Genomic DNA, 21,298 nt, shown 5'->3' on the forward strand with positions numbered 1-21,298 from the left:
TGATTAGCTTTCAGGTAGCCTGTTTTTTACGTGCGGCCCACACAAACAGTGCCACACCCGCCCATACCCACAGATAACCGGCAAACTGCATACGGCTGAACGGCTCGTGAAAGGCGGTGAGTCCGAGTAGGAATTGCAGGCTGGGCGAGAGGTATTGCAATATGCCGATGGTGGTGAGGCGGATGCGTTGCGCGGCGGCGGCAAATAGCAGCAGCGGAATCATGGTGGCGGCACCGCTGCCGATTACGATGGCCAAGGGTAGGGGCGGCAATTGGGTGAAGACCAGGCTGCCGTGCCGATAGTGCCAGCCCAGATACAGGAGGGCAACGGGCAGCAGCATCAGGGTTTCCAGCGTGAAGCCGGGCAGGGCGGGCAGCGGGGCGAGTTTGCGCAATAGGCCGTATATGCTCCAGCTTACGCCGAGGCCCAGTGCAATCCAAGGCATCTGCCCGCCCCAGGCAGAAAGCCATACCACACCAACGATGGCCAACAAAATGGCGCCGATTTGCAGCGGGCGCAGGGCTTCGCGCAGAAACAGTCGGCCGCAGAAGATGCTGGCGAGGGGTGCGATGAAGTAGCCTAGGCTGGCTTGCAATACCTGCCGTTGGGTGATGGCGGCCAAATAGAGCAGCCAGTTTGTTGCCAATAAGGTGGAACAGATGGCGAAGGCGGTGAGGGTTTGGCGGCTTTTGACGGCTTGTACGAGCTGGGTGCGGGCAGAAGGTGAGCAGGCTACCGCGCCGATGGCGAGCAGCGATGCCCATACGATACGGTGTGCCATCAGTTGCCCGGCGCTGATGGGCTGACCAACTAGGGGCAGCCAGTAGAGCGGGAAAAAGCCCCAAATCAGATAGCAGCCGATGACACAGTAGAGGCCGCGGCGGTATTCGGTGGAGTGGGTGATATTCATGATGTGTTGGCGGATGGTGTAGAGGCTACCTGAAAGTTTTGGTTACAAGGGTGGGCGTAGTTAAATGATTGTATTTTTTCAGTATGGGTGCACGCTGCTGTGCTATTTGTACTCATCAACTCGCCATCTGGTGTGAAATAGTAGGTATTTAGCGAGAAAAGGCAAGGTATTAAGACAGTTTGCCTGTTGATATGAAAAACGGTAGAGGCTACCTGAAAATCCGTCTGGTGTTTTTCAGGTAGCCTCTATTAGCCTCTGGTTTGGGCTGCTTACATCAGGTTCAAATCGTTTACGCGTTCGAAGATATGCGTGCTTTCGCGGCCTTCTTCGTAGAGCTTGATGCGCAGGCGCAAGTCGTTGGCAGATTCGGCCTGGCGCAGGGCTTCGTCGTAGTCGATTTCGTTGTTGATGTAGAGGCGGAACAAGTCTTGGTCGAAGGTTTGCATGCCGTCGTCCTCGGCGCGTTCCATCAGTTCACGAGCCTCAAGCAGCTGATTTTTGAACACGTGGTCCTGCATCGCGGGAGTGTTGATCAGCAAGTCGATGATGGCATTTCGGCCTTTGCCGCCTTTTTTCAGCACCAAACGCTGGCCGATAATGGCCACCAAGTTCAATGCCAAGTCCATCAGAATTTGCGGATGCCGCTCTTCCGGATACAAGTTCATAATACGCTCAACGGTTTGGCTGGCGTTGGTGGCGTGGATGGTGAAGAAACATAAGTGACCGGTTTGCGCCAATTGCAGGGCATATTCCATGGAATGTTCGTTACGCACCTCACCCACGCAGACTACGTCGGGTGCCTGACGCATGGCGCTTTGTACGGCCGCGCCCCAGCTGTGGGTGTCGAGGCCGACTTCGCGTTGGGTGATGATGCTCTTGATCGGGCTGTGGATATACTCGATCGGGTCTTCGATGGTTACGATGTGGCCGGCAGAGTGTTTGTTACGCCAGTCGAGCATCGCGGCCTGCGAAGTGGATTTACCGGAACCGGTGGGGCCGGCCAGAATAATCAGGCCGCGCTTGCGCATGGAAAGCTCTTTGAGCACTTGCGGCAGGCGGAGGTCGTCGATGGTGAGGATGTTGGTGGTGATGCGGCGCATTACCAAGCCGATGCGGCCTTGTTCATGGTAGGCATTCACACGGAAACGGATACCGTTTTGCGATTGCAAGGAGTAGTTCAGCTCCCACTCTACCGGGAATTTGGCTTTTTGTTCGTCGTTGAAGGTGGAGTAAACGATTTGTGCGGCTTCGTCTTCAGTGAGCGGTTTTACCGGAATCGGTACCAGCGTGCCGTCGATTTTGAATGAAGGCGGGAAGTTGCTGCTGATGAAGATATCAGAAGCATTGCGTTTGAGCGATTCATCAGCCATTTTTTCCAGTAGCGGGTGCAGTTTGGCACGCTCACGGGTTAAGTGCTGGTTTGGCCCATGACCGACAGGCTGTGCTGGCGCGGCATGCAGCGGCGGATGATTAGGCGCAGCTGGTGCGGGTCTGGCAGCAGGCTGTTGCGGGGCTGCTTGGTGTTGTGGAGTGGGCTGCGGTTGGGGTTGCGCTTGTGCAGGTGCGGGTTTCTGCGGAGCAGGCTGAGCCGGTTTGGCCGGAGCCTGCATCGGCTGGGCAGCGTTGGGCGCGAGGGCAGCGGCGTATTTGGATTTGAGTTGCGGCTGCGGCTGTGCTGCTTGTTGTTGCACCGGTTGAGCGGGCTGGGCAGGCGGCGTAATGGGTTGTGCCACAAAACCAGGCTCAACCAATTCCGGTTCGCCAAACGCGCTTTCGGGCAAATCGGGCAGCGGCGGAATATCGAGCGTGCCGGCAGCCAGCTGGCTTTCCACGGCGGCTAAATCGCCATTCGGCATCATGGCAGAGGAAACGGGGGTAGGCTCAGGCGGCATATCGCCACCCTGGTTGGCCATTTCGGAGAGCAGCTCGGCCAAGTTTTGTTTGTGCTGATCGTTTGACATGATGTTTTCCCTTGTACGATTGTCGGTTTAGACGAGTTGGTCGGGGTTCTGCGCTTTGGCACGGGCAGCATCGATGCTGATAACGCCACGTTTGAGCAGTGCCTGCAAGGATTGGTCGAGCGTCTGCATACCATGCGCCTGGCCGGTTTGCAGGGCAGAACCGATTTGGGCGATTTTGTTTTCGCGGATCAGGTTACGCACGGCGGCGGTGGAAATCAGGATTTCGTGCGCGGCCACACGGCCTTTACCGTCTTTGGTTTTGAGCAGGGTTTGCGAAATCACGGCGCGCAGTGATTCGGAAAGCATGGAGCGCACCATCTCTTTTTCGCCGGCGGGGAACACGTCGATAATACGGTCCACGGTTTTGGCGGCACCGGTGGTATGCAAGGTGGCGAATACCAAGTGGCCGGTTTCGGCAGCGGTGAGCGCCAAGCCGATGGTTTCCGGGTCACGCATCTCACCCACCAGGATGATATCCGGGTCTTCACGCAATGCGGAGCGCAGGGCGTTGGCGAAGCTGTGGGTGTGTTGGTGCAGTTCGCGTTGGTTTACCAGACACTGCTTACTTTCGTGCACAAACTCGATCGGGTCTTCGATGGTGAGGATGTGGTGATGATGGTTTTCGTTGATGTAGTTGATCATCGCCGCCAGGGTGGTGGATTTACCAGAACCGGTAGGGCCGGTTACCAACACCAAGCCGCGCGGTTGGTCGGAAATTTTTTGGAACACTTTGGGCGCGTTCAACTCTTCCAGCGTGAGCACTTTGCTGGGAATGGTACGGAACACGGCAGCCGGGCCGCGTTCGGTGTTGAATGCGTTCACACGGAAACGGGCGATGTTGGGCAGTTCGAAGGAAAAGTCGGTTTCCAGCCGTTGTTGGTAGTCTTTACGCTGGTGGTCATTCATGATGGAAGCGATCATGTTGCCCACTTCTTCGGCGCTCATTTCCGGCAGGTTGATGCGGCGCACGTCGCCGTGCACGCGGATCATCGGCGGCAGGCCGGCAGAGAGGTGCAAGTCGGATGCTTTGTTTTTCACGCTGAACGCGAGTAGGTCGGTAATCTGCATGGCGTTTGAAACTCCCTTTTCAGTAAATTTTTTTGCAGTTTTGCTAAAAACAGTTCATTGTAAATACAGATGGCGGGATAAATAAAGGAAAACTTGTATTTTCATGTAAAATTGGCGGTTATCTGAAACAGGATGCAGGGTTTTGGCATGTTTCTGGCTATTGGCCGGGATGATGGCCAATCAGATAGAGGCTACCTGAAAATCCATCTCGTTTATTTTTCAGGTAGCCTCCTGAAATCTACCGGCCAATCAAGCGCCATACCCAATACCCTTTCTTATCATGATGACCCCGCAACAAAAAGGCCTGGCCTGGACGGCAGCGATGGCGTTGTTTATGCAGTCGCTGGACGCCACCATTTTGAATACCGCGCTGCCGGTGATGTCGGCAAGCCTGCACGAATCGCCGCTGCAAATGGAGCTGGCCATCATCAGCTATGCGCTCACTGTGGCCGCGCTGATTCCACTCTCGGGCTGGCTGGCCGACCGTCTGGGTACGGTCAACGTGTTCCGGCTGGCGGTGGCGGTGTTTGTGCTCGGTTCGGTGGCCTGCGCCGCCTCGCCCACTTTAAACTGGCTGGTGCTGGCACGGATTTTGCAGGGCGTCGGTGGCGCGCTGATGATGCCGGTGGCACGGTTGGCGATTATCCGCACCGTGCCTAAGTCGGAATTGGTAGCGGCATGGAATTTGATGTCGATGACCGGCCTCATCGGCCCCATCGTTGGGCCGATTTTGGGTGGTTGGATGGCGGTAAACCTGTCTTGGCACTGGATTTTCTTTATCAATATCCCCATCGGCCTGCTTGGCATTGCCGTTGCCGGCCGCTATATGCCAAATGTGCGCACCGATACGCAACCATTAGATTGGCAAGGATTCTTGCTGTTTGCCGGCGGCCTGGTGGGGGTTACCTACGGGCTGGAGCTGGCAGCGGAAAACCTGCACAACGGCAGCCGCTCCTTATTGATAATCGGGCTGGGTGCGGCGGCCATGTGGCTGTATGCCGCGTATGCACGGCGTGCTAAAAATCCGCTGCTGCCGCTTTCGCTGTTCCGGGTGCATACTTTCAGTATCGGGCTGGCAGCGAACCTGATGTTCCGCGTACTCTCTTCCGGCATCCCCTTCCTGGTGCCGCTGATGCTTCAGGTAGCCTTCGGCTACAATGCCGAAATGGCGGGCTGGATGCTCGCGCCGGTAGCGTTGAGCTCGATTTTGATGAAACCGTTTACTGCGCCGATTCTGGTGCGCTTCGGCTATAAAGGCACGCTCTTGGGCGTGGCCGTGGCTATGTCGGCCGTGGTGGCTGCGCTGTCGCTGCTCGATTCGCACAGCTCGATAACGTTTTACATGCTGCTGGCCACCTGCTTCGGCCTGTGCCAATCCCTGATGTTTACCGCCATCAACACTCTTACCATCGGCGATTTGTCGAACGAAGAAGCCAGCGCGGGCTCGACCATGCTCAGCGTGGTGCAGCAGGTGGGCATCGGCATCGGCATTGCCGTGGCTGCCGTGATTTTGGGCGCATACCGTGCCGCCGTGGGCGAAACCGGCGCGCTGCTGGAACAGGCCTTCAGCTACACCTACCTGTCGCTGGCTACCTTCGGCCTAGTGCTGCTGTGGCTGCTGGCCAAACTGCATGCCGGCGACGGCGGGCATTTAAACCGTAAGGCTACCTGAAACCTTCATCCGCACATTTGAACAGATTTGAAAGCCATCATGAGCAACACCACCCCCAACTACATTACCCCAGTCGGCTGGCAGGCATTGAAAGACGAGCTCTACCAGCTGGTGAACAAAGAGCGCCCCGAAATCGTGCAAATCGTCAACTGGGCCGCCTCCAACGGCGATCGCAGCGAAAACGGCGATTATCTCTACGGCAAGCGCCGCATGCGCGAAATCGACCGCCGAATCCGTTTCCTCACCAAACGGCTGGAAGCGGCGCAAGTGGTCGATCCCGAAACCCGCGAAGCCACCGACCAAATCTTTTTCGGCGCCACCGTGGAACTGCTACGCGGCAACGGCGAAGAGCAAACCGTGCGCATCGTGGGCGTGGACGAAATCGACACCGCCCGCCACAAAATTTCCTGGACCTCCCCGCTTGCCCGCGCCTTGCTCAAAGCCCGCGAAGGCGACGAAATCGTGTTCCACGGGCCGGAAGGTAGGGAAGAAATCGAAGTGTTATCTGTAGCTTATGTGAAGATAGAGTAGGGGGCAGATATATCGTATGGGGAAAGGCTACCTGAAAGTTTTCAGGTAGCCTTTTGCTGCCGTAAAGCGGTGTTGCCATGCTTAAACAACATCCGCTTTTAGCCGGCCTGGTGCAGAGATGACGGCCATACTTGGATAGCGTGCCGACAGGTATAAAATTTATTCCTACAAGGTTGCAGGCTACCTGAAATTTAGCGGATTGACTGAAACGAAATGATGGAATAGTTTCAGGTAGCCTTTCACCATGTTGCAGGCTATAATCTGCCGCCATTAGTCGGGGTGCCGCCGAGGCGGCTGAGAAAATACCCGTTGTACCTGATACAGCTAGGGGCTGCCGGCAATTACTGGCTCCACGTCTTTTCGCTCCCACGCGGCATCTTCTGCGTTGGCAATCCTCGCAAGGGGTCTAACCTTACTGTGGTTTCTACCTTGAGTCTGCCGATTTGGGAACAAAAATCCGCTTGGAAAAGTAATTGCCAACAGCCCCAATACTGGCGTAGGAAACTATGTAGGCGGCTAGGCATCAAACAGTACAGTTGAGGCTACCTGAAAGCACAACTGAAGAGTCCGCCATATTCTCTTGATACAACACCATTTCTCGCCCGATCCAACAGCGGGCGTTTTTCTTGCCCGTTCCGTCAATCACTGGGAATAAAGCAATATGGAAATCAAATATCTGGATCAGGTCCGTGCCCGTAATCCGCTGGTGCACAACATTACCAACATTGTGGCGGCCAATTTCTCGGCCAACGGCCTGCTGGCGATTGGTGCGTCGCCGATTATGGCCGATAGCGTGGATGAAATGGCGGAGCTGGCGGCGGCCAGTTCGGCGGTGGTGCTGAACATCGGCACGCTGAACAAGCAGAAGGTGGAAGCCATGCTGGTGGCGGGCAAATCGGCCAACCGCGCGGGTGTGCCGGTGGTGCTTGATCCGGTGGGCGCAGGCTTTACCCAACTGCGGCGCGAAACCACGGCGCAGCTGTTGGCAGAAATCCGGTTCGCTGCCGTGCGCGGTAATGCGGGCGAAATGGCGCATATTGCCGGGGTGGAATGGCATGCCAAAGGCGTGGATGCAGGCAGCGGCTCGGCCGATTTGCACGGCATCGCCCAACGCATCGCGCAGCAATACGGCTGCGTTGCCGCCATCAGCGGCGAAACCGACTACGTTTCCAACGGCAGCCGCACTGCTAAGCTGAATAACGGCACGCCGCTGTTCCCCAAAGTAACCGCTTCCGGCTGCCTGTTGAGCACGATAGCGGGCGCATTTGCCGCCGTAGCTGCCCCGGAAGACTATCTGCACGCCGTGGCCGAAGCCTGCACCGTGTATGCCGTGGCCGGTGAGTTGGCGGCGCAGGGCTTGCAGCCTGCGCAGAGCGGCTCGTTTGCATGGAAGCTGATCGACAGCCTGGCCGCCGTATCGGCACAGGAAGTGGCGGCACGCGCGAAAGTGGAATGGATTTAACGGTTTAATCAGGAGAAAACAGATGACGCAAATTGCACAAGCCCTCACTATCGCCGGCTCAGACAGCGGCGGCGGCGCCGGCATTCAGGCCGATTTGAAAACCTTTCAAATGCGCGGCGTGTACGGCATGAGCGTGCTGGCGGCGGTAACCGCGCAAAACACGCTGGGCGTGCAGGCCATCCACGGCGTGCCGCTCGATATTATCCGCGCACAAATCGATTCCATCGCTGCGGACTTTCAGGTAGCCGCTTTTAAAATCGGTATGCTCGGTACGGCCGAAGTGATTGAATGCGTAGCTGAAAAACTGGCAGGCAAACCGTTTGGCCGGCTGGTGCTCGATCCAGTGATGGTGGCCAAGGGCGGTGCGCCGCTGTTGCAGCAAAACGCCGTGGCCGCGCTCAAACGGCATTTGTTGCCGCTGGCCGACGTGCTCACGCCCAACCTGCCCGAAGCCGAAGCGCTCACCGGCATCGACATCCAAACCGATGCCGACGCCGAACGCGCCGCCCGTATCTTGCAGGAAGCCGGTGTGCAAACCGTGGTGATTAAAGGCGGCCACAGCGGCGAATCGCAAAGCGAAATCTGCCGCGATTGGGTGTTTATGCCCGACGGGCAGTTCACTTTGGAAAGCCCGCGTTTCCCCACGCTGCACACCCACGGCACCGGCTGCACCTTCTCCGCCTGCCTCACCGCCGAGTTGGCCAAAGGCGCCGCAGTGGAAGCGGCCATCCGCACCGCCAAACAGTGCATCACCGCCGCCATCTCTCAGCCCATCAACATCGGCCACGGCCACGGGCCGGTAAACCATTGGGCGATGCGTGCCGAGTGCGGGAAATAAGCAGCCAGCTTGGCTGTAGGCAAAAGGCTACCTGAAAAGCTTTGGCTTGGTTGAAATCGATGTTTCAGGTAGCCTTTGCCTGTATGGCCAAAAGGCCACCTGAAACTCGATACGCTGAAAAACGGCTTGGAGCAAGATTCCAAGCCGTTTGTTTATTGTGCCAAATCCGCCTCAAACACGCCCCTCAAGGCGTTGGAGAGGCGGATTTCTTCGGTGTGTTCCAGCATGTCGCGGGTGATGTGCGTTTCGATGATTTTGTCCGTGCCCAAGTAGGTTTGCGGCTGCTGAAAGACGGCTTGGCGCATGACGCCGTTGAGGATGTCCAAATCCAGAGACGGGGTGAGCCATTGACCTTGGTATTTGACGAACACGTTGCTTCTGCCGCCTTCGAGCAGGAGGCCGTCTGAATTGAAAAACAGGCTGTCGAACGCGCCTTGTGTTTCGGCGGTTTGCCACGCTTGGTCGTAGAGGGCGCGGCGGGTGGTTTTGAAGCGGCGCAGGTAGTCGCGGCGCGGGAGGGGTTGCGGGGCGGGGATGACGCGCTGGGGGGCGGGCAGTTCGGAGGTGGCGGCATGGCTGAGGATGAGGCCGTCTGAAACGAGTTCGGCTTTCAGGCGGAACAGGCCGTCGGGTAAGTCGGCGATGTATTGCCGGATTCGGGTTTCACCATCGTCGGGCAGGGGCAGGTTGAGGGCTTGGGCGGAGGTTTTCAGACGGCCTAAATGCAGGTCGAGCAGGCGGCATTGCCTGTTTTCCACGCGCATGGTTTCGAAGATGCCGAAGGCGGGGCGCAATTCGTTGAGGAAATGGGCTTTCCAGCCGCATTCGCGATATTCGGCGGCAGGGTCGCTGTCGATGACGATGCCGGAACCGACGCCGTACACTCCGTGATAGAGGTCGTCTGAAATCGGGTCTGAAACGGGTTTGAGCGATAAGGTGCGGATGACGACGTTGAATATGCCTTCAAATCCCAGTCCTCTTTCACATGGATTCAGGTAGCCGATGCTGCCGGTGTACAGGCCGCGCGGTTCGGCTTCGAGCGATTCGATAATCTGCATACTCATGCGTTTGGGCGCACCGGTGATGCTGCCGCAGGGGAAGGCGGCGCGGAGGATGTCGGCGGCGGTAATGTGCGGCAAGGCTTGGGCTTGGATGGTGCTGGTCATCTGCCAGACGCTGCCGAAACGCGATACTTTAAACGGCTCGGGCACGCATACTTTGCCGGTTTGGGCGATTTTGCCGAGGTCGTTACGCAGCAAATCGACAATCATCACATTTTCGGCGCGGTTTTTCGGGTCGGCTTGCAACTCGGCGGCGCGGCGTTCGTCTTGTCCGTCGCCCAAAATCGGCGCAGTGCCTTTCATCGGTTCGGTGCTGATGGTGCCGTCCGCACCGATTTTGAGGAAGAGTTCGGGCGAGAAACACAGCGTCCACGCGGATTGCCCTTGCGCATCGGGCAGATGGGACAAGACGGCATAGGGGACGGGCTGGCGCAGGCGGCGGTAGAGGCTGACGGGATTGCCGTAGGCTTGCAGGTGCAGGCGGGGGGTGTAGTTGATTTGATAGGTGTCGCCGCGCCGGATGGCTTCGTGGATTTGGCGGATGTGGTCGAGGTAATCGGCTTCGGATACGGAGGATTGCGGCGTGGAAATACCGGCGGGGAGGTCGTCTGAATGTCGGGCAAGCCAGCTTGCGGCATCGATGTTGGCGCAGTCGGCAAACCAGTGCAGGGCAAGATTGCCGCCGCGTTCGGACTCAATCCCCATCAGCGGCAAACCGAATTCGTAGTCTGCAAACAACATCGAATGCAGCCCTTTTTGCCAGCCCTGTTGCAGCGTATCGTCCAGCGAATCCAGTTCGTTATGATGGAAAAGGCGGCTTTCCACATGATTTTGATAGAGTTTTGCGCGGCCGCTCACGGCATCGTCAAACAGGGCGAAATAGGGCATGGCTGGAATAGGCAAGATATGAACGGGCGGATTATACGCGTTTTGATGGCTGGGGTTTGGGCTACCTGAAAAATGGATTGGGGTTTTGAACTTGGTTACCACCCTCTCTTTCAGGTAGCCTTTATCCATCTGTGGCAGGCTACCTGAAATCGCTTCATTATCATCCAAACAAGGCTATAATCGCGGCTTTGTTTGCGAATAAAGGGAGGCGGGCGATGTTCCGCAGTTTTTTCCTCAATCGGCGCTGGCTGCGATGGTCTTTGGCCGGTTCGCTGCTGATTTTGGCAGCCACTTGGTATCGGGTACAGCTGAATGTGCAGATTAACGATTGGTTCGGCACGTTTTATGATTCGGTGCAGAAAATGCTGGAAAAGCCGGGCTCGGTGAGCCTGGATGAGTTCAACCGGCAGGTGTTCGCTTTTGCCCGTATTGCGGCAGTGTATATTCTGGTGGTGGTGATCAGCGGTTTTGTTAACAAGCATTATGTGTTCCGCTGGCGTTCGGCGATGACAGAATACTATATGCGCCATTGGCCGCTGCTGCGCGGGATTGAAGGCGCGGCGCAGCGGATTCAGGAAGACACCATGCGCTTTGCCACGATTATGGAATCGCTGGGCGAGAGCGGCCTGCGGGCGGTGCTCACGCTGGTGGCGTTTTTGCCGATTTTGTGGAAGCTGAGCGAGCCGATTACCGAATTGCCGCTGGTGGGGCATGTGGGTCATTCGCTGGTGTATGTGGCTATTTTGGCGGCGCTCTTGGGCACGGTGGTGCTGATGGGGGTGGGCTGCAAGTTGCCGGGGCTGGAGTTTGACAACCAAAAGGTGGAGGCGGCCTACCGCAAGGAATTGGTGCTGGGCGAGGATGATGCGGCGCGGGCGGATGCGTTCACTTTAACCGAGCTGTTCAAAAACGTGCGCCGCAATTATTTCCGCCTGTATTGGCATTATCTTTATTTCGATGTGGCGCGCTATTCGTATTTGCAGTTTTCGGTGGTGCTGCCTTATTTGGCCATGGGGCCGGCTTTGGTGGCAGGGGTGGTGGCATTGGGCGTGATGCAGCAGATCGTGCGGGCGTTTGGGCAGGTGCTGGAGGCGTTTCAGTTTCTGGTGCGCTCATGGCCGACGATTGTGGAGCTGATGTCGATTTACAAGCGCCTGAAGGGCTTTGAACACAATATTGTGGCGGCGCAGGCGGAAAGTTGATGCTGTATGCAGCAAGCGGAGAAAGGTTACCTGAAACTGTTTTCAGGTAGCCTTCTTATTCCTAACCATAGAATTTTTGATTATATAAACAGTAATAAAAAGTATTTCTGGCAGCTTTCCCCTTCTTCTATCATACGAAAGAAATTTAGGGCTCACTGCCCTTACGCAAATGGAAGGAGAGAAAAATGTCTTTAGAACTGAAACGGCTTTTGCCCAAATGGGGCTTGGCTTCGCAAATTACCTTTGCTTTTTTCGGCGCCGTTGCGCTGGGTTTGCTGGTGCGTTTTGCCGGCGGCAGCAGTGTGGTGGCGTCGGCAGGTAATCTGTTGGGCTCGCTGTTTGTGGGTGCGCTCAAGGCGATTGCGCCGTTGTTGGTGTTCACGCTGGTGGTGTCGGCCGTGGCACAACACCGCGAGGGCATGAATTCGAATATCCGGCCGGTGATTGTGCTGTATGTGGTGGGCATGGCGGTGGCGGCATTGCTGGCGGTGGCGGTAAGCTTTGCATTCCCGTCTTTTGTGCCGCTCAACGGGGTAGATGTGGCGGATAAGCCGATTCCGAACGGGTTTGGCGAGGTGCTGCAAAACCTGCTGCTCAAAATTGTTACCAATCCGGTACAGGCCTTGGCAGATGCCAACTACATCGGCATTTTGGCTTGGGCCTTAGTGTTGGGCTTGGCTTTGCGCGCTGCCGACGAGCCTACGCGCAATTTTCTGCAAAACATTTCCGATGCGGTAAACAAGGTGATGTATTGGATTATCCGCCTCGCCCCCATCGGCATTTTCGGGCTGACGCTGCATGCGTTTGTGAGCACCGGCTTGGATAACCTGGCTGCCTATCTGCACGTGCTGCTGGCGATTGTGGGCGCGATGGCGTTTATGGCGCTGGTGCTGAATCCGCTGATTGTGTTTTTTGCAATCCGCAAAAATCCGTATCCGCTGGTGTGGACCTGCCTGAAAGAGAGCGGGCTGATTGCTTTCGTTATCCGCAGCTCGGTGGCCAATATCCCGGTCAACCTAAATTTGTGCAAAAAGCTGGGGCTGGATGAGGAAACCTATGCGGTAACCATCCCGCTGGGTGCCACCATGAATATGGAAGGCGCATCGATTACCATCACTATCCTGACGCTGGCAGCAGTGCACACATTGGGCATCCATGTGGATTTCATCACGGCTTTTTTACTGGTGATTATTGCCGTTATCGGCGCATGCGGGGCTTCCGGCATTCCCGGCGGGGCGCTGCCGTTGGTGCCGATGGCATGCAGCTTGTTTAATATCAGCAACGATGTGGCGATGCAGATGGTTACCATCGGGCTGATTATCAGCGTGGTGCAAGACCCATGCGGTACGCTACTTAATTCTTCTACTGATGTGGTGTTTACCGCCGCTGCCGATCCGGTGTATCGGCATAGAGAAGTGGCAGGGCAGGTGGAAACGGCGGCTTAAGTTTTCCGCTGTGGCAAACCAATTTAATTTTCGCTACTGCCTTGGTTTGCCTTACTGTATTGCTATCTTCCCCGTATCAGGTGTTGCTCCGCAGAGGATTGTAGGAGTATGGGGAAGACGGAGCGGTGTCTTAGAAAGAGAAGTGGTTTGGCTATAAAAAGGCTACCTGAAAAATCGTTTCAGGTAGCCTTGCTGTTTTCAGGTAGCCTGCTTGCCGCGCTTACTGCTGCTCGTGATACTCATGAAATTCGTAGTGATACGACAGCGCGCCGCCGGCTTTCTTCTGCGCCAGGTAATCGTCGTACACCGCGCGGATTTCCTTGCGCAGCAGGAAGAGGGCGATTAAGTTGGGAATCACCATAAAGCCGTTGAACATATCCGACAAGCTCCACACCACGTCCACTTTGCCCAGCGTGCCCAGCACGATGGCCAGCAGCACCAGCGTGCGGTAGATGGCCAAATGGCGGCCGTGGAATAGGAAGCGGATATTGGATTCGCCGAAGTAGTACCAGCCGATGATGGTGGTGAAGGCGAAGAAGGTGAGGCACACCGCCAACAGCTGTGCGCCGCCGCTGCCGAAGGCAATCACGAAGGCCTGCTGCGTTACTGCCGCGCCCTGCAAACCTAATTTGTCGGCATCGGTGAGCAGGATGATCAGCGCGGTGGCAGTGCACACCAGCAGCGTGTCGATAAACACGCCCACAAACGCCGCCATGCCTTGCTGCACGGGGTGCTGCACGTCTGCCGTGGCATGGGCGTGCGGGGTGGAACCCATGCCGGCCTCGTTGGAAAACAGGCCGCGCGCCACGCCGAAACGCACTGCTTCGCGCATGCCGATGCCGGCCGCGCCGCCCAACACCGCCTGCGGGTTAAATGCCGCGGTGAAGATGTGGTTGAACATCGGCGCGATGTGGCTGGAGAATTTGAACAGGATCACAATCGCGCAGATGATGTAGATGATGGCCATAAACGGCACCACAAACTGCGTGATTTTGGCAATGCGGTCTACCCCGCCCACGATAATCAGCCCGGCCAGTACCGCCAAGCCGATGCCCACCGCCAAAGGCGGTATGTTGAAGGCTACGGTTACCGCCGAAGAGATGGAGTTGGATTGGGTGGCGTTGCCGATGAAGCCCAGCGCGATAATCAGCGCAATCGAAAAGCCGCCGGAGAGGAAACGCGCCGCGCTGCGGCCGATTTTCGGCGTGAGCCCGTGCGTGATGTAAAACGCCGGGCCGCCGATGTATTTGCCATGGCTGACCACGCGGTATTTCTGCGCCAAGAGCGCTTCGGCGAAGATGGTGGACATGCCCAACACGGCAGAAAACCACATCCAGAAGATCGCGCCCGGCCCGCCGGCGGTAATCGCCGTGGCCACGCCGGCCACGTTGCCGGTGCCGATTTGGGCGGATACGGCCACCGCCAGCGCCTGAAATTGCGACAGCGATTTGTGGTCTTTGTCGGCGGCATCTTTCTTGGCAAAGAGCCCGCCGAACACCGATTTGAATGCTGCGCCGAGCTTGGTGAGCTGCGGCACGCCCAAGTAAATGCTGAAAAAGAGGCCGATGCCGAGCAGGGCATAGATCAGCAGGTAGTCCCACAGCACTAAATTAATCGTGCTTACCAGGTCGGACAATATTTTTTCCATAGTTGGAACCTCGCAAGAGAAGGGGGTTGGAAACTGGCAGCCTGCGCGTTTGCCGGCCATCTGGCGCAAACGCCGCGAAACTGCGGGAAAAACAAAGGACGGTTGGTGGGAAGCAGCCGGCAAAGCGGCTGCGGCTTAACAGGGGCGGCAGGCTACCTGAAACGTCCGCCCCGATAGCCGAAGCCATTACCGGCGCAATGCGGGGGTAATGGCTTGGTGGCTGAAATACTGATTCCTTCCTACTGCGTCGGCTTGCCTTGCCGTACTTATCCGTACTGCCTGCGGCTTGCCGCCTGGTATGAAGAACTCATTATCCCGGCCGCGGCTAATCTGAAAATTTTTCAGGTAGCCTCAAACTCTTTGAACCATAAAAAGGATTAAGGCTACCTGAAAACATGTTTTTGCTCCGCTTAACTATGCGGCAGCGGGTGAAGCAAACAGCCGATCAGCGCTCGGGCACTGGCACCAGCCAGCCGTAGCGGTCTTCGGCCAAGCCGTATTGGATGTCGGTAATCGCCTTGCGGATGGCTGTGCCGCGCTCTTGGCTTTGCAGCACGATTTCCTGGCCGTTGATCACCAAAGAAGTCACCGGCGACACCACGGCTGCCGTGCCGGTGAGGATGGCTTCCGCGCCATTTTCTGCTGCAGCCTGCAATTCGGCCACGGTGAAATTGCGCTCGCTCACTTTATAGCCCAAATCGGCGGCCACGCGCAATACGGAATCGCGGGTTACGCCGTGCAGGAATTCTTCGGTGAGCGGCTTGGTGATGATTTCGTTGCCGTTAATCAGCGCGAAGTTGGAGGCGCCAGTTTCCTGCACGTCGCCGTTCGGGCAGAACAGTACCTGGTTGGCGCCGTATTGCTCGCGGGCGCGTACCACGGTTTGTAGGGCAGAGGCGTAGTTGCCGCCGCATTTCACCCGGCCCATGTGCGGCGCACAACGGATGTGTTCGGTTTCCACCAACAGCTTCATCGGCGAGCCCACTTTGAAGTAGTCGCCCACCGGCGAAGCCAAAATATACAGCATGGCCGAAGACGAACCCACGCCGGCTTTGCCGATTACCGGATCGGTACCGATAAGGGTGGGGCGCAGATACATGGCGGCGGGCGCATCCGGCACTTCGTCGGCCGCGCGTGCCACCAATTCCAGCATGGCAGAGAGGAAAGTCTGCGCATCCGGCACGGGCAGTTCCAACAGTTTCGCGCTCTGCTGCATACGGGCGATGTTGGCTTCCGGGCGGAAGATCACGATGCGGCCGTTTTGTTGGCGGAAGGCCTTCAGTCCTTCAAAACACTCGCTGCCGTAATGCAGGCTGTGCGCGCCCGGCGGCAGGGAGAGCGAATCGGAAGGCTGCCAGCGCACCGGCTGCCATGCGCCATCGGAAAAAACCAACACCGGCATCTCGCGGTGGAAAACGCTGCCGAAAACGGCAGGAACTGCTTTTGCCATGATATTTCCTTGTGATTTGTGCTAAGGCGTCAAAGATACTCTTGAAGCAAAGCATTTGACAAGCCTTTTGTGTCAAAAATTGCATCCAATCAAGCTACCTGAAAAACGGTTTCTGCGAAAAGCAAACCCGCCATCAAGGCGCTTACGCCCCGCAGACGGGTTTTCAGGTAGCCTGTTTGCCGGATTGGGGCGCAGGTTTGGAATTAAATAGCAAATTGCGTTAAGCGGGGCGGATTGCTCTGATGAATGGTGCGGTGAAGGCTTGGCAGGGTGTAAGCACTCGATAGAAGCAGCGACAGATGCTTCGGTATTCACCGCGTCGCCCTGATGAAAAAAGCTACCTGAAAATCGGAATACACCGTTTCAGGTAGCCTTTTGGTATTGAGCTGGCGCTTACAGGGAGGAGAAAGTATCGCATTGCGCCGGATCGCCGCTTTGCAGGCCGCGGCGGAACCATTGCAGGCGTTGGGCGGAGGTGCCGTGGGTGAAGCTGTCGGGCACGGCGTAGCCGCGGCTGCGTTGTTGCAGGCGGTCGTCGCCCACGGCTTCGGCGGCGTTGAAGGCTTCTTCCAAGTCGCCCTGCTCAAACAGCTGGCGTGCTTGCGCGCGGTTGGCCCATACACCGGCCAGGCAGTCGGCCTGCAGCTCCACCATCACGGAGAGGCGGTTGGCATCGCGTTCGTTCATGCGGGCGCGGGCACGGTTTACGCGCTCCATGGTGCCGTCGAGGTTTTGCACGTGGTGGCCGACTTCATGGGCAATCACATAGGCAAAAGCCGCATCACCCGCCGCGCCGAGCTGGTTTTTCATATCGTCGTAGAACGAGAGGTCGAGGTAAACCTTTTGGTCGGCTGGGCAGTAGAACGGGCCCATTGCAGATTGGCCGGTACCGCAGGCGGTGGGGGTGCTGCCGCGATACAGCACCATTTTCGGCTGCACATATTGCCGGCCTTGGCTGCGGAAATATTCGCCCCAGGCGTCTTCGGTGGTAGCGAGAATTTGCGAGGAGAACTGTGCCAGCTGCTCTTCTTCGGGGCTGATGGTACGCTGTTGCTGTTGTTGCATCTGCGGCATCTGCATGCCGCCGCCGGCGAGGCCGCTCAAATCCACGCCGTAATAGGCGCCGATGAGCACGATAATCAGGCCGGCGAGGCCCATTTTGCCGCCGCCGCCCCCACCACCTCTGCCGCCGCCAAGGCTGCGACGGTCTTCGATGTTGCTGCTGCTGCGCTGGTTGCCGAGTTTCATATTGGAATTCCTTGGGTTGGTGTGGTTGGGCGGATTATATAACAGGCTACCTGAAAAGCATGCGGAGATTTTGGCTTGGTTAAAATTTACTTCGCTGGTTTTTCAGGTAGCCTTTGGTGGTATGGCTGGGTTTATTCGATGGCGTATTCGATGGTTACGACTAGGCGCACTTGTTTGCCGACGGTGGTTTTGTCGTAGCTGCCGCCGTATTCGTCGTCGCCGCTGCTGCCGCTGTCGGCGTAGATGTTGAACGAGCCTTGCGAGGCGGAGCGCATGGCGCCGACTTTGCCGCCGCCGGTGGAGGCGAATTCGTCGGCGCGGCGGCGGGCATCTTCGGTGGCCTGTTTAATCAGGCTGTGTTTGATGGTTTCGAGGTTGCCGAGCAGGTATTGCGGGGCTTCGAAATCGATAGCGTCGTTGCCGGCGCGCAGGGCGAGGATATTTTGGTGGGCGCTTTGGATGCGGTCGAGTTTGCTGCTGGCCACGGTGAGCTGCTGCTTGCCGTCGTAGCCGTTGGGGGTGCGGATTTCGTTGCCGTGGGCATCGTGTTCCACCAAGAAGGCGGGGCTGATTTCGGGGGCGGCGGTTTGGATCTCGGCTGCATCAAAGCCTTGGCTGCGCAGGAATTGTTCGAGTTTGGGGCGTTGCTGGTTCAGACGGTCGAGCACTTCCTGATAGCTGGCGCCGTGTACGCTCACGGCGGTGTTCCAGCGGGCGCGCTCGGATTGGAAGTTTTGTTCGGCCAGGCCTTTTACGGTGATTGTGCCGGGCTGGCGGAAATTTTTAAACTGGCCGCCCAACACGAAGGCGGCGGCCACGAGGCCGATGGCGAGCAGGGCGCCGAGGGCTTTAACGCTGCCGGAGAGGGCTTTTTCTGTGGACATAATGCTTTCCTTTGCGTTTGGTGGAAGAGAGCCGGCGGAGGCTACCTGAAAAGGTATAGACGGATTTTCAGGTAGCCTTTGATGCTATTCCTGCCAGCCGCGTTTGAGTTTGTCCAGCTCCCGGCGGTCGCGTTTGGTGGGGCGGCCGTCGGGGTAGGCGGCGCTGATGCGGCTGGCCTGGTCGAGCGCTTTTTGCTCTTCGCGTTTGGCGGCGGTGGCGCTGTCTTCGGCGTAGAGGGCGCGTGCTTCGGGGGCGGGGCGGCGCTGGTGGTTGAGCGCGAGCACGGTGATTTTGTAGGGCAGGGAGTTGAGCGTGAGGTCGATGGTGTCGCCCGGCTCGATGTTTTTGCTGTTTTTCACTTTCGCACCGTTCACCAGCACACGCCCGAGCTCGATGTGTTTCTGCGCCATGCCGCGCGTTTTGAAGAAACGTGCCGCCCACAGCCATTTGTCGAGCCGCATGTGGTGTTCGTCGTGTGAATTTTTGCCTGCCATAGTTGCCTCCGTGTTCAAGCGGCTATTTTATACCAAAGGCCGGGAATACGGCTAACGGCTGGCGGTTGGACTTCTATGTGGTATGTATACAAATGTATTCGTAATATTTTTATATTTATTATCATTATGTTGATTTATTGTTATTGAGAGATTGTATGAAAAATATTGCGTAGAGAAATCATTTTAGCTATATTTGAATACAAATGAATACAAAAGAGAGGTGATTGCATATGGCTGCTGCCAACCGAATTCCGATTAGCGTGCGAATATCGCAGGAAGATGCGGATTTTATTGCTGAATTAAAAATAGAAGGCGCGAATACGCCGTCTGAAAAAATCCGTGAGCTGCTGACGCAGGCGCGGCTTGCGCACAGCCAAACCCATGATTACGGCACCGCACTGGTTGCGCAGGAGCAGTTTTTTCAGGTAGCCCGACGCGATGTACTGCACGCCGAGAAGGAATGGGGCATCCATTCGCACATTGTGGCGCGGCTGTTTGAGCAGCTGCCCGATTTCGCCGCCACGCTGGCCGCTGATCTGCCGGAAAACGCGCAGGCAGCCGACTTGAAACGATACGAGTGCGAACTGATGCGTCGCATCGTGCGCCTTACCGACAGCATCCTGCAGCTGGCCGTTACCGGCAAAGGCGCGGCCTACGATGATACTGTATTGCAACAGCTTGAAAATACTTTGAAACTGGCGAAGATTGTGCAGCAGGCGGGCGAAGTTTGATATCTGCCCCGTACCAATTTGAATCAAACACATTTTATGGAAAGGAAATCAAAAATGAGCGAAACCCTATCCCGCAGAGTGGGTCGTCTGGTAAGCGGCGGTTTTCATGCCCTGATTGATGCAGCGGAAAACCTTGCGCCCGAGGCAGTGATGAACGAGAGCATCCGTGAAATCGAACGCGCGGTAGATGAAGTGCGTGCTGAGCTGGGCAAAGTGCTGGCGCAGAAGCATCTTGCTTCCAAGAAAATGGCCGATGAGAGCAACCGCCACGAGGCCATCGATGCCAACCTGCAAGCCGCTGTAGCAGCCGGGCGCGACGATTTGGCCGAAGCGGGCATCGCCGAGCAGATGGATATCGAAGCGCGCCTGCCCGTGTTGGAAAACACCATCGCCGACTGCGCCGCGCAGGAAAAAGAACTGGAAGGCTTCATCGCCGCCCTGCAGGCGAAAAAACGCGAGATGCAGCAGTTGCAAGAGTGGCGCGCCGCACAGCAAGGCGCGGATGCAGGCAAAGCTGCAGGCAGCAGCGACATAAACCGCATCGCCCGTGATGCTGAAAAAAGCGGCAACGCCTTCGACCGCGTGATGGGCAGGCAAAACGCCATCCACAGCAGCACCGATGCGGCGCAGTTGGCCAAACTGAAAGAACTGGAAGATTTGAGCCGCAACAACCGCATTGCCGAAAGGCTGGCCGCGTTGAAAGCCAACAGCAAGGAATAAGCATACATTTCAGGTAGCCTTTCCACGCTTTGATAAGGCTACCTGAAAGCCAGCAAACTTTTTAGGTAGTCCACTACCCACCAATAACCAAGGCAAAACCCATGCACATCAACGAATTCAACCAACCCATCGGCGAAAGCTTGCCCGGTTACACGCCCGGCGAGCGACCTGTAGCCACGCTGCTTTGCGGCCGCTACTGCCGTTTGGAAAAGCTTTCTGCCGAGCGGCACGGCATGGATCTGTATGCCGTGTACGGCCCGGCTTCGCCGCCGCAAAATTGGACCTATCTTTCGCTTAACCCCGTGGCGAGCGTTGCCGAACTGGATGCGTTGCTGCAACGGCTGAAGCAGTCGGCCGACCCATATTACTTCGCCATCGTCGATCAGGCCGACGGCCAGGCGGTCGGCACCATGGCGCTGCAACGCGCGGATACCGCCAACCGCGTAATCGAGGTGGGCTGGGTGATTTATTCCGAACGGCTCAAGCGCAGCCGCATTGCCACCGAAGCGCAATTTTTGCTGATGCAGTATGTGTTTGAAACCCTGCGCTACCGTCGCTACGAATGGAAGTGCGATGCGCTGAACCAGGCCTCACGCCGCGCCGCCGAGCGATTGGGCTTCCGTTTCGAAGGCATTTTCCGGCAGGCAGTGGTGTATAAAGGCCGCAACCGCGATACCGCCTGGTTTGCCATGTTGGATGTGGACTGGCCGCAGGTGAAACAGCGGATGCAGCGCTGGCTGGCCGAAGGGAATTTTGACGAACAGGGGCGGCAGCGCGTGCCATTGCAAGAGATAGGATGATTTTCTACAGATGAATTCTTGAGAAAACCGATAATGGAAGTTTTGGCTAAAACAGTTGGGCTGCGCCGTCCCTGCTGGCACAGTCGAACGGAGCGTGGTTTTTCGGGGAACAAGGGCTTGCATGTTCGAAGCGGCGTAGCCGCAAGTTGCGAGCCCGCCCGAAAAACCGTGCGGAGAGAGGGAAGTTTGGCGGAGCCAAACCTGTGCCCGCAGTCGCCTTTCTTTGCTTCCTTTCTTTGGCGAGGCAAAGAAAGGAAGTGCCCCGCGCCGGCATGAGGCGCAAA

18 protein-coding genes are annotated in these 21,298 nt (G+C 57.1%); 9 read left to right on the forward strand and 9 right to left on the reverse strand.

All coding sequences use genetic code 11. The features are described from left to right. Nucleotides 1-10: 10 nt before the first annotated feature. The 3 genes from rarD to HMPREF2541_RS02980 all read right to left on the reverse strand — a co-directional run bounded on the left by rarD (nt 11) and on the right by HMPREF2541_RS02980 (nt 3,939). Nucleotides 11-910 carry an EamA family transporter RarD gene (rarD, locus tag HMPREF2541_RS02970; RefSeq protein WP_070541654.1) on the reverse strand — a complete coding sequence of 300 codons (900 nt, stop codon included), beginning with the start codon at nt 908-910 and terminating at the stop codon, nt 11-13. Nucleotides 911-1,179: 269 nt separating this feature from the next. Further along, complete coding sequence (locus tag HMPREF2541_RS02975) at nt 1,180-2,370, reverse strand: PilT/PilU family type 4a pilus ATPase (protein WP_223417339.1); 1,191 nt, start codon at nt 2,368-2,370, stop codon at nt 1,180-1,182. A gap of 528 nt (nt 2,371-2,898) precedes the next feature. Next, nucleotides 2,899-3,939: a type IV pilus twitching motility protein PilT gene (locus HMPREF2541_RS02980; RefSeq protein WP_003822843.1), complete on the reverse strand. Its 1,041-nt coding sequence runs from the start codon at nt 3,937-3,939 to the stop codon at nt 2,899-2,901. 280 nt (nt 3,940-4,219) lie between these two features. Here HMPREF2541_RS02980 and HMPREF2541_RS02985 point away from each other — a divergent pair, with 280 nt between their 5' ends. From HMPREF2541_RS02985 to thiD, 4 genes are all read left to right on the forward strand, one after another. After that, on the forward strand, nt 4,220-5,611 hold the full coding sequence (locus tag HMPREF2541_RS02985) for a DHA2 family efflux MFS transporter permease subunit (protein ID WP_003822841.1): 1,392 nt from the start codon (nt 4,220-4,222) through the stop codon (nt 5,609-5,611). Between the two features lie 39 nt (nt 5,612-5,650). After that, on the forward strand, nt 5,651-6,142 hold the full coding sequence (gene greB / locus HMPREF2541_RS02990; protein ID WP_003822840.1) for a transcription elongation factor GreB: 492 nt from the start codon (nt 5,651-5,653) through the stop codon (nt 6,140-6,142). Between the two features lie 661 nt (nt 6,143-6,803). After that, nucleotides 6,804-7,604: a hydroxyethylthiazole kinase gene (gene thiM, locus HMPREF2541_RS02995; RefSeq protein ID WP_003822837.1), complete on the forward strand. Its 801-nt coding sequence runs from the start codon at nt 6,804-6,806 to the stop codon at nt 7,602-7,604. A 22-nt stretch (nt 7,605-7,626) separates the two neighbouring features. Next, entirely contained in the window at nt 7,627-8,442 is an 816-nt protein-coding gene (gene thiD / locus HMPREF2541_RS03000) for a bifunctional hydroxymethylpyrimidine kinase/phosphomethylpyrimidine kinase (RefSeq protein WP_003822835.1), read from the forward strand. A 152-nt stretch (nt 8,443-8,594) separates the two neighbouring features. On the opposite strand, the gene HMPREF2541_RS03005 is transcribed toward thiD, so the two are convergent. Next, complete coding sequence (locus HMPREF2541_RS03005; RefSeq protein ID WP_210387136.1) at nt 8,595-10,391, reverse strand: bifunctional chorismate-binding protein/class IV aminotransferase; 1,797 nt, start codon at nt 10,389-10,391, stop codon at nt 8,595-8,597. A 215-nt stretch (nt 10,392-10,606) separates the two neighbouring features. Between HMPREF2541_RS03005 and HMPREF2541_RS03010 the strand changes: the two genes are divergently transcribed. Then, nucleotides 10,607-11,593 carry a putative transporter gene (locus tag HMPREF2541_RS03010; RefSeq protein WP_049258346.1) on the forward strand — a complete coding sequence of 329 codons (987 nt, stop codon included), beginning with the start codon at nt 10,607-10,609 and terminating at the stop codon, nt 11,591-11,593. Between the two features lie 185 nt (nt 11,594-11,778). Then, a complete protein-coding gene (gene sstT, locus HMPREF2541_RS03015; RefSeq protein ID WP_053093149.1) occupies nt 11,779-13,038 on the forward strand; it encodes a serine/threonine transporter SstT in 1,260 nt (419 codons plus the stop codon). Between the two features lie 220 nt (nt 13,039-13,258). Here the strand turns inward: sstT and HMPREF2541_RS03020 are convergent, their stop codons facing one another. From HMPREF2541_RS03020 to HMPREF2541_RS03040, 5 genes are all read right to left on the reverse strand, one after another. Then, nucleotides 13,259-14,686, reverse strand: coding sequence for an alanine/glycine:cation symporter family protein (locus tag HMPREF2541_RS03020; RefSeq protein ID WP_003822828.1), 1,428 nt, complete (start codon nt 14,684-14,686; stop codon nt 13,259-13,261). 445 nt (nt 14,687-15,131) lie between these two features. Then, a complete protein-coding gene (ilvE, locus tag HMPREF2541_RS03025) occupies nt 15,132-16,136 on the reverse strand; it encodes a branched-chain-amino-acid transaminase (protein ID WP_003822824.1) in 1,005 nt (334 codons plus the stop codon). 393 nt (nt 16,137-16,529) lie between these two features. Next, nucleotides 16,530-17,384 carry a KPN_02809 family neutral zinc metallopeptidase gene (locus HMPREF2541_RS03030; RefSeq protein WP_003822822.1) on the reverse strand — a complete coding sequence of 285 codons (855 nt, stop codon included), beginning with the start codon at nt 17,382-17,384 and terminating at the stop codon, nt 16,530-16,532. A 131-nt stretch (nt 17,385-17,515) separates the two neighbouring features. Continuing rightward, entirely contained in the window at nt 17,516-18,268 is a 753-nt protein-coding gene (locus tag HMPREF2541_RS03035) for an SIMPL domain-containing protein (RefSeq protein WP_003822821.1), read from the reverse strand. Between the two features lie 84 nt (nt 18,269-18,352). Next, on the reverse strand, nt 18,353-18,763 hold the full coding sequence (locus HMPREF2541_RS03040; RefSeq protein WP_003822820.1) for an RNA-binding S4 domain-containing protein: 411 nt from the start codon (nt 18,761-18,763) through the stop codon (nt 18,353-18,355). A 230-nt stretch (nt 18,764-18,993) separates the two neighbouring features. On the opposite strand from HMPREF2541_RS03040, the gene HMPREF2541_RS03045 reads away from it, so the two are divergent. From HMPREF2541_RS03045 to HMPREF2541_RS03055, 3 genes are all read left to right on the forward strand, one after another. Then, nucleotides 18,994-19,494 (forward strand): hypothetical protein, encoded by a 501-nt coding sequence (locus HMPREF2541_RS03045; RefSeq protein WP_064086834.1) that lies wholly within the window; start codon nt 18,994-18,996, stop codon nt 19,492-19,494. Between the two features lie 54 nt (nt 19,495-19,548). Then, a complete protein-coding gene (locus tag HMPREF2541_RS03050; RefSeq protein WP_070541660.1) occupies nt 19,549-20,214 on the forward strand; it encodes a PspA/IM30 family protein in 666 nt (221 codons plus the stop codon). Nucleotides 20,215-20,315: 101 nt separating this feature from the next. Further along, the gene (locus HMPREF2541_RS03055; RefSeq protein ID WP_003822816.1) at nt 20,316-21,014 is read left to right on the forward strand and encodes a GNAT family N-acetyltransferase; all 699 of its coding nucleotides are present in this window, start codon (nt 20,316-20,318) and stop codon (nt 21,012-21,014) included. Nucleotides 21,015-21,298: the final 284 nt, after the last annotated feature.

The organism is Eikenella sp. HMSC061C02 (assembly GCF_001809035.1).
GTDB lineage: Bacteria > Pseudomonadota > Gammaproteobacteria > Burkholderiales > Neisseriaceae > Eikenella > Eikenella corrodens.

What these genes read in the sequence shown, in the direction of transcription:
- rarD (WP_070541654.1), bottom strand. Translation starts at nt 910, where the DNA reads ATGAATATCACCCACTCCACCGAATACCGCCGCGGCCTCTACTGTGTC.
- HMPREF2541_RS02980 (WP_003822843.1), bottom strand. Translation starts at nt 3,939, where the DNA reads ATGCAGATTACCGACCTACTCGCGTTCAGCGTGAAAAACAAAGCATCC.
- HMPREF2541_RS02985 (WP_003822841.1), top strand. Translation starts at nt 4,220, where the DNA reads ATGATGACCCCGCAACAAAAAGGCCTGGCCTGGACGGCAGCGATGGCG.
- greB (WP_003822840.1), top strand. Translation starts at nt 5,651, where the DNA reads ATGAGCAACACCACCCCCAACTACATTACCCCAGTCGGCTGGCAGGCA.
- thiM (WP_003822837.1), top strand. Translation starts at nt 6,804, where the DNA reads ATGGAAATCAAATATCTGGATCAGGTCCGTGCCCGTAATCCGCTGGTG.
- thiD (WP_003822835.1), top strand. Translation starts at nt 7,627, where the DNA reads ATGACGCAAATTGCACAAGCCCTCACTATCGCCGGCTCAGACAGCGGC.
- HMPREF2541_RS03005 (WP_210387136.1), bottom strand. Translation starts at nt 10,391, where the DNA reads ATGCCCTATTTCGCCCTGTTTGACGATGCCGTGAGCGGCCGCGCAAAA.
- HMPREF2541_RS03010 (WP_049258346.1), top strand. Translation starts at nt 10,607, where the DNA reads ATGTTCCGCAGTTTTTTCCTCAATCGGCGCTGGCTGCGATGGTCTTTG.
- sstT (WP_053093149.1), top strand. Translation starts at nt 11,779, where the DNA reads ATGTCTTTAGAACTGAAACGGCTTTTGCCCAAATGGGGCTTGGCTTCG.
- HMPREF2541_RS03020 (WP_003822828.1), bottom strand. Translation starts at nt 14,686, where the DNA reads ATGGAAAAAATATTGTCCGACCTGGTAAGCACGATTAATTTAGTGCTG.
- ilvE (WP_003822824.1), bottom strand. Translation starts at nt 16,136, where the DNA reads ATGGCAAAAGCAGTTCCTGCCGTTTTCGGCAGCGTTTTCCACCGCGAG.
- HMPREF2541_RS03030 (WP_003822822.1), bottom strand. Translation starts at nt 17,384, where the DNA reads ATGAAACTCGGCAACCAGCGCAGCAGCAGCAACATCGAAGACCGTCGC.
- HMPREF2541_RS03035 (WP_003822821.1), bottom strand. Translation starts at nt 18,268, where the DNA reads ATGTCCACAGAAAAAGCCCTCTCCGGCAGCGTTAAAGCCCTCGGCGCC.
- HMPREF2541_RS03040 (WP_003822820.1), bottom strand. Translation starts at nt 18,763, where the DNA reads ATGGCAGGCAAAAATTCACACGACGAACACCACATGCGGCTCGACAAA.
- HMPREF2541_RS03045 (WP_064086834.1), top strand. Translation starts at nt 18,994, where the DNA reads ATGGCTGCTGCCAACCGAATTCCGATTAGCGTGCGAATATCGCAGGAA.
- HMPREF2541_RS03050 (WP_070541660.1), top strand. Translation starts at nt 19,549, where the DNA reads ATGAGCGAAACCCTATCCCGCAGAGTGGGTCGTCTGGTAAGCGGCGGT.
- HMPREF2541_RS03055 (WP_003822816.1), top strand. Translation starts at nt 20,316, where the DNA reads ATGCACATCAACGAATTCAACCAACCCATCGGCGAAAGCTTGCCCGGT.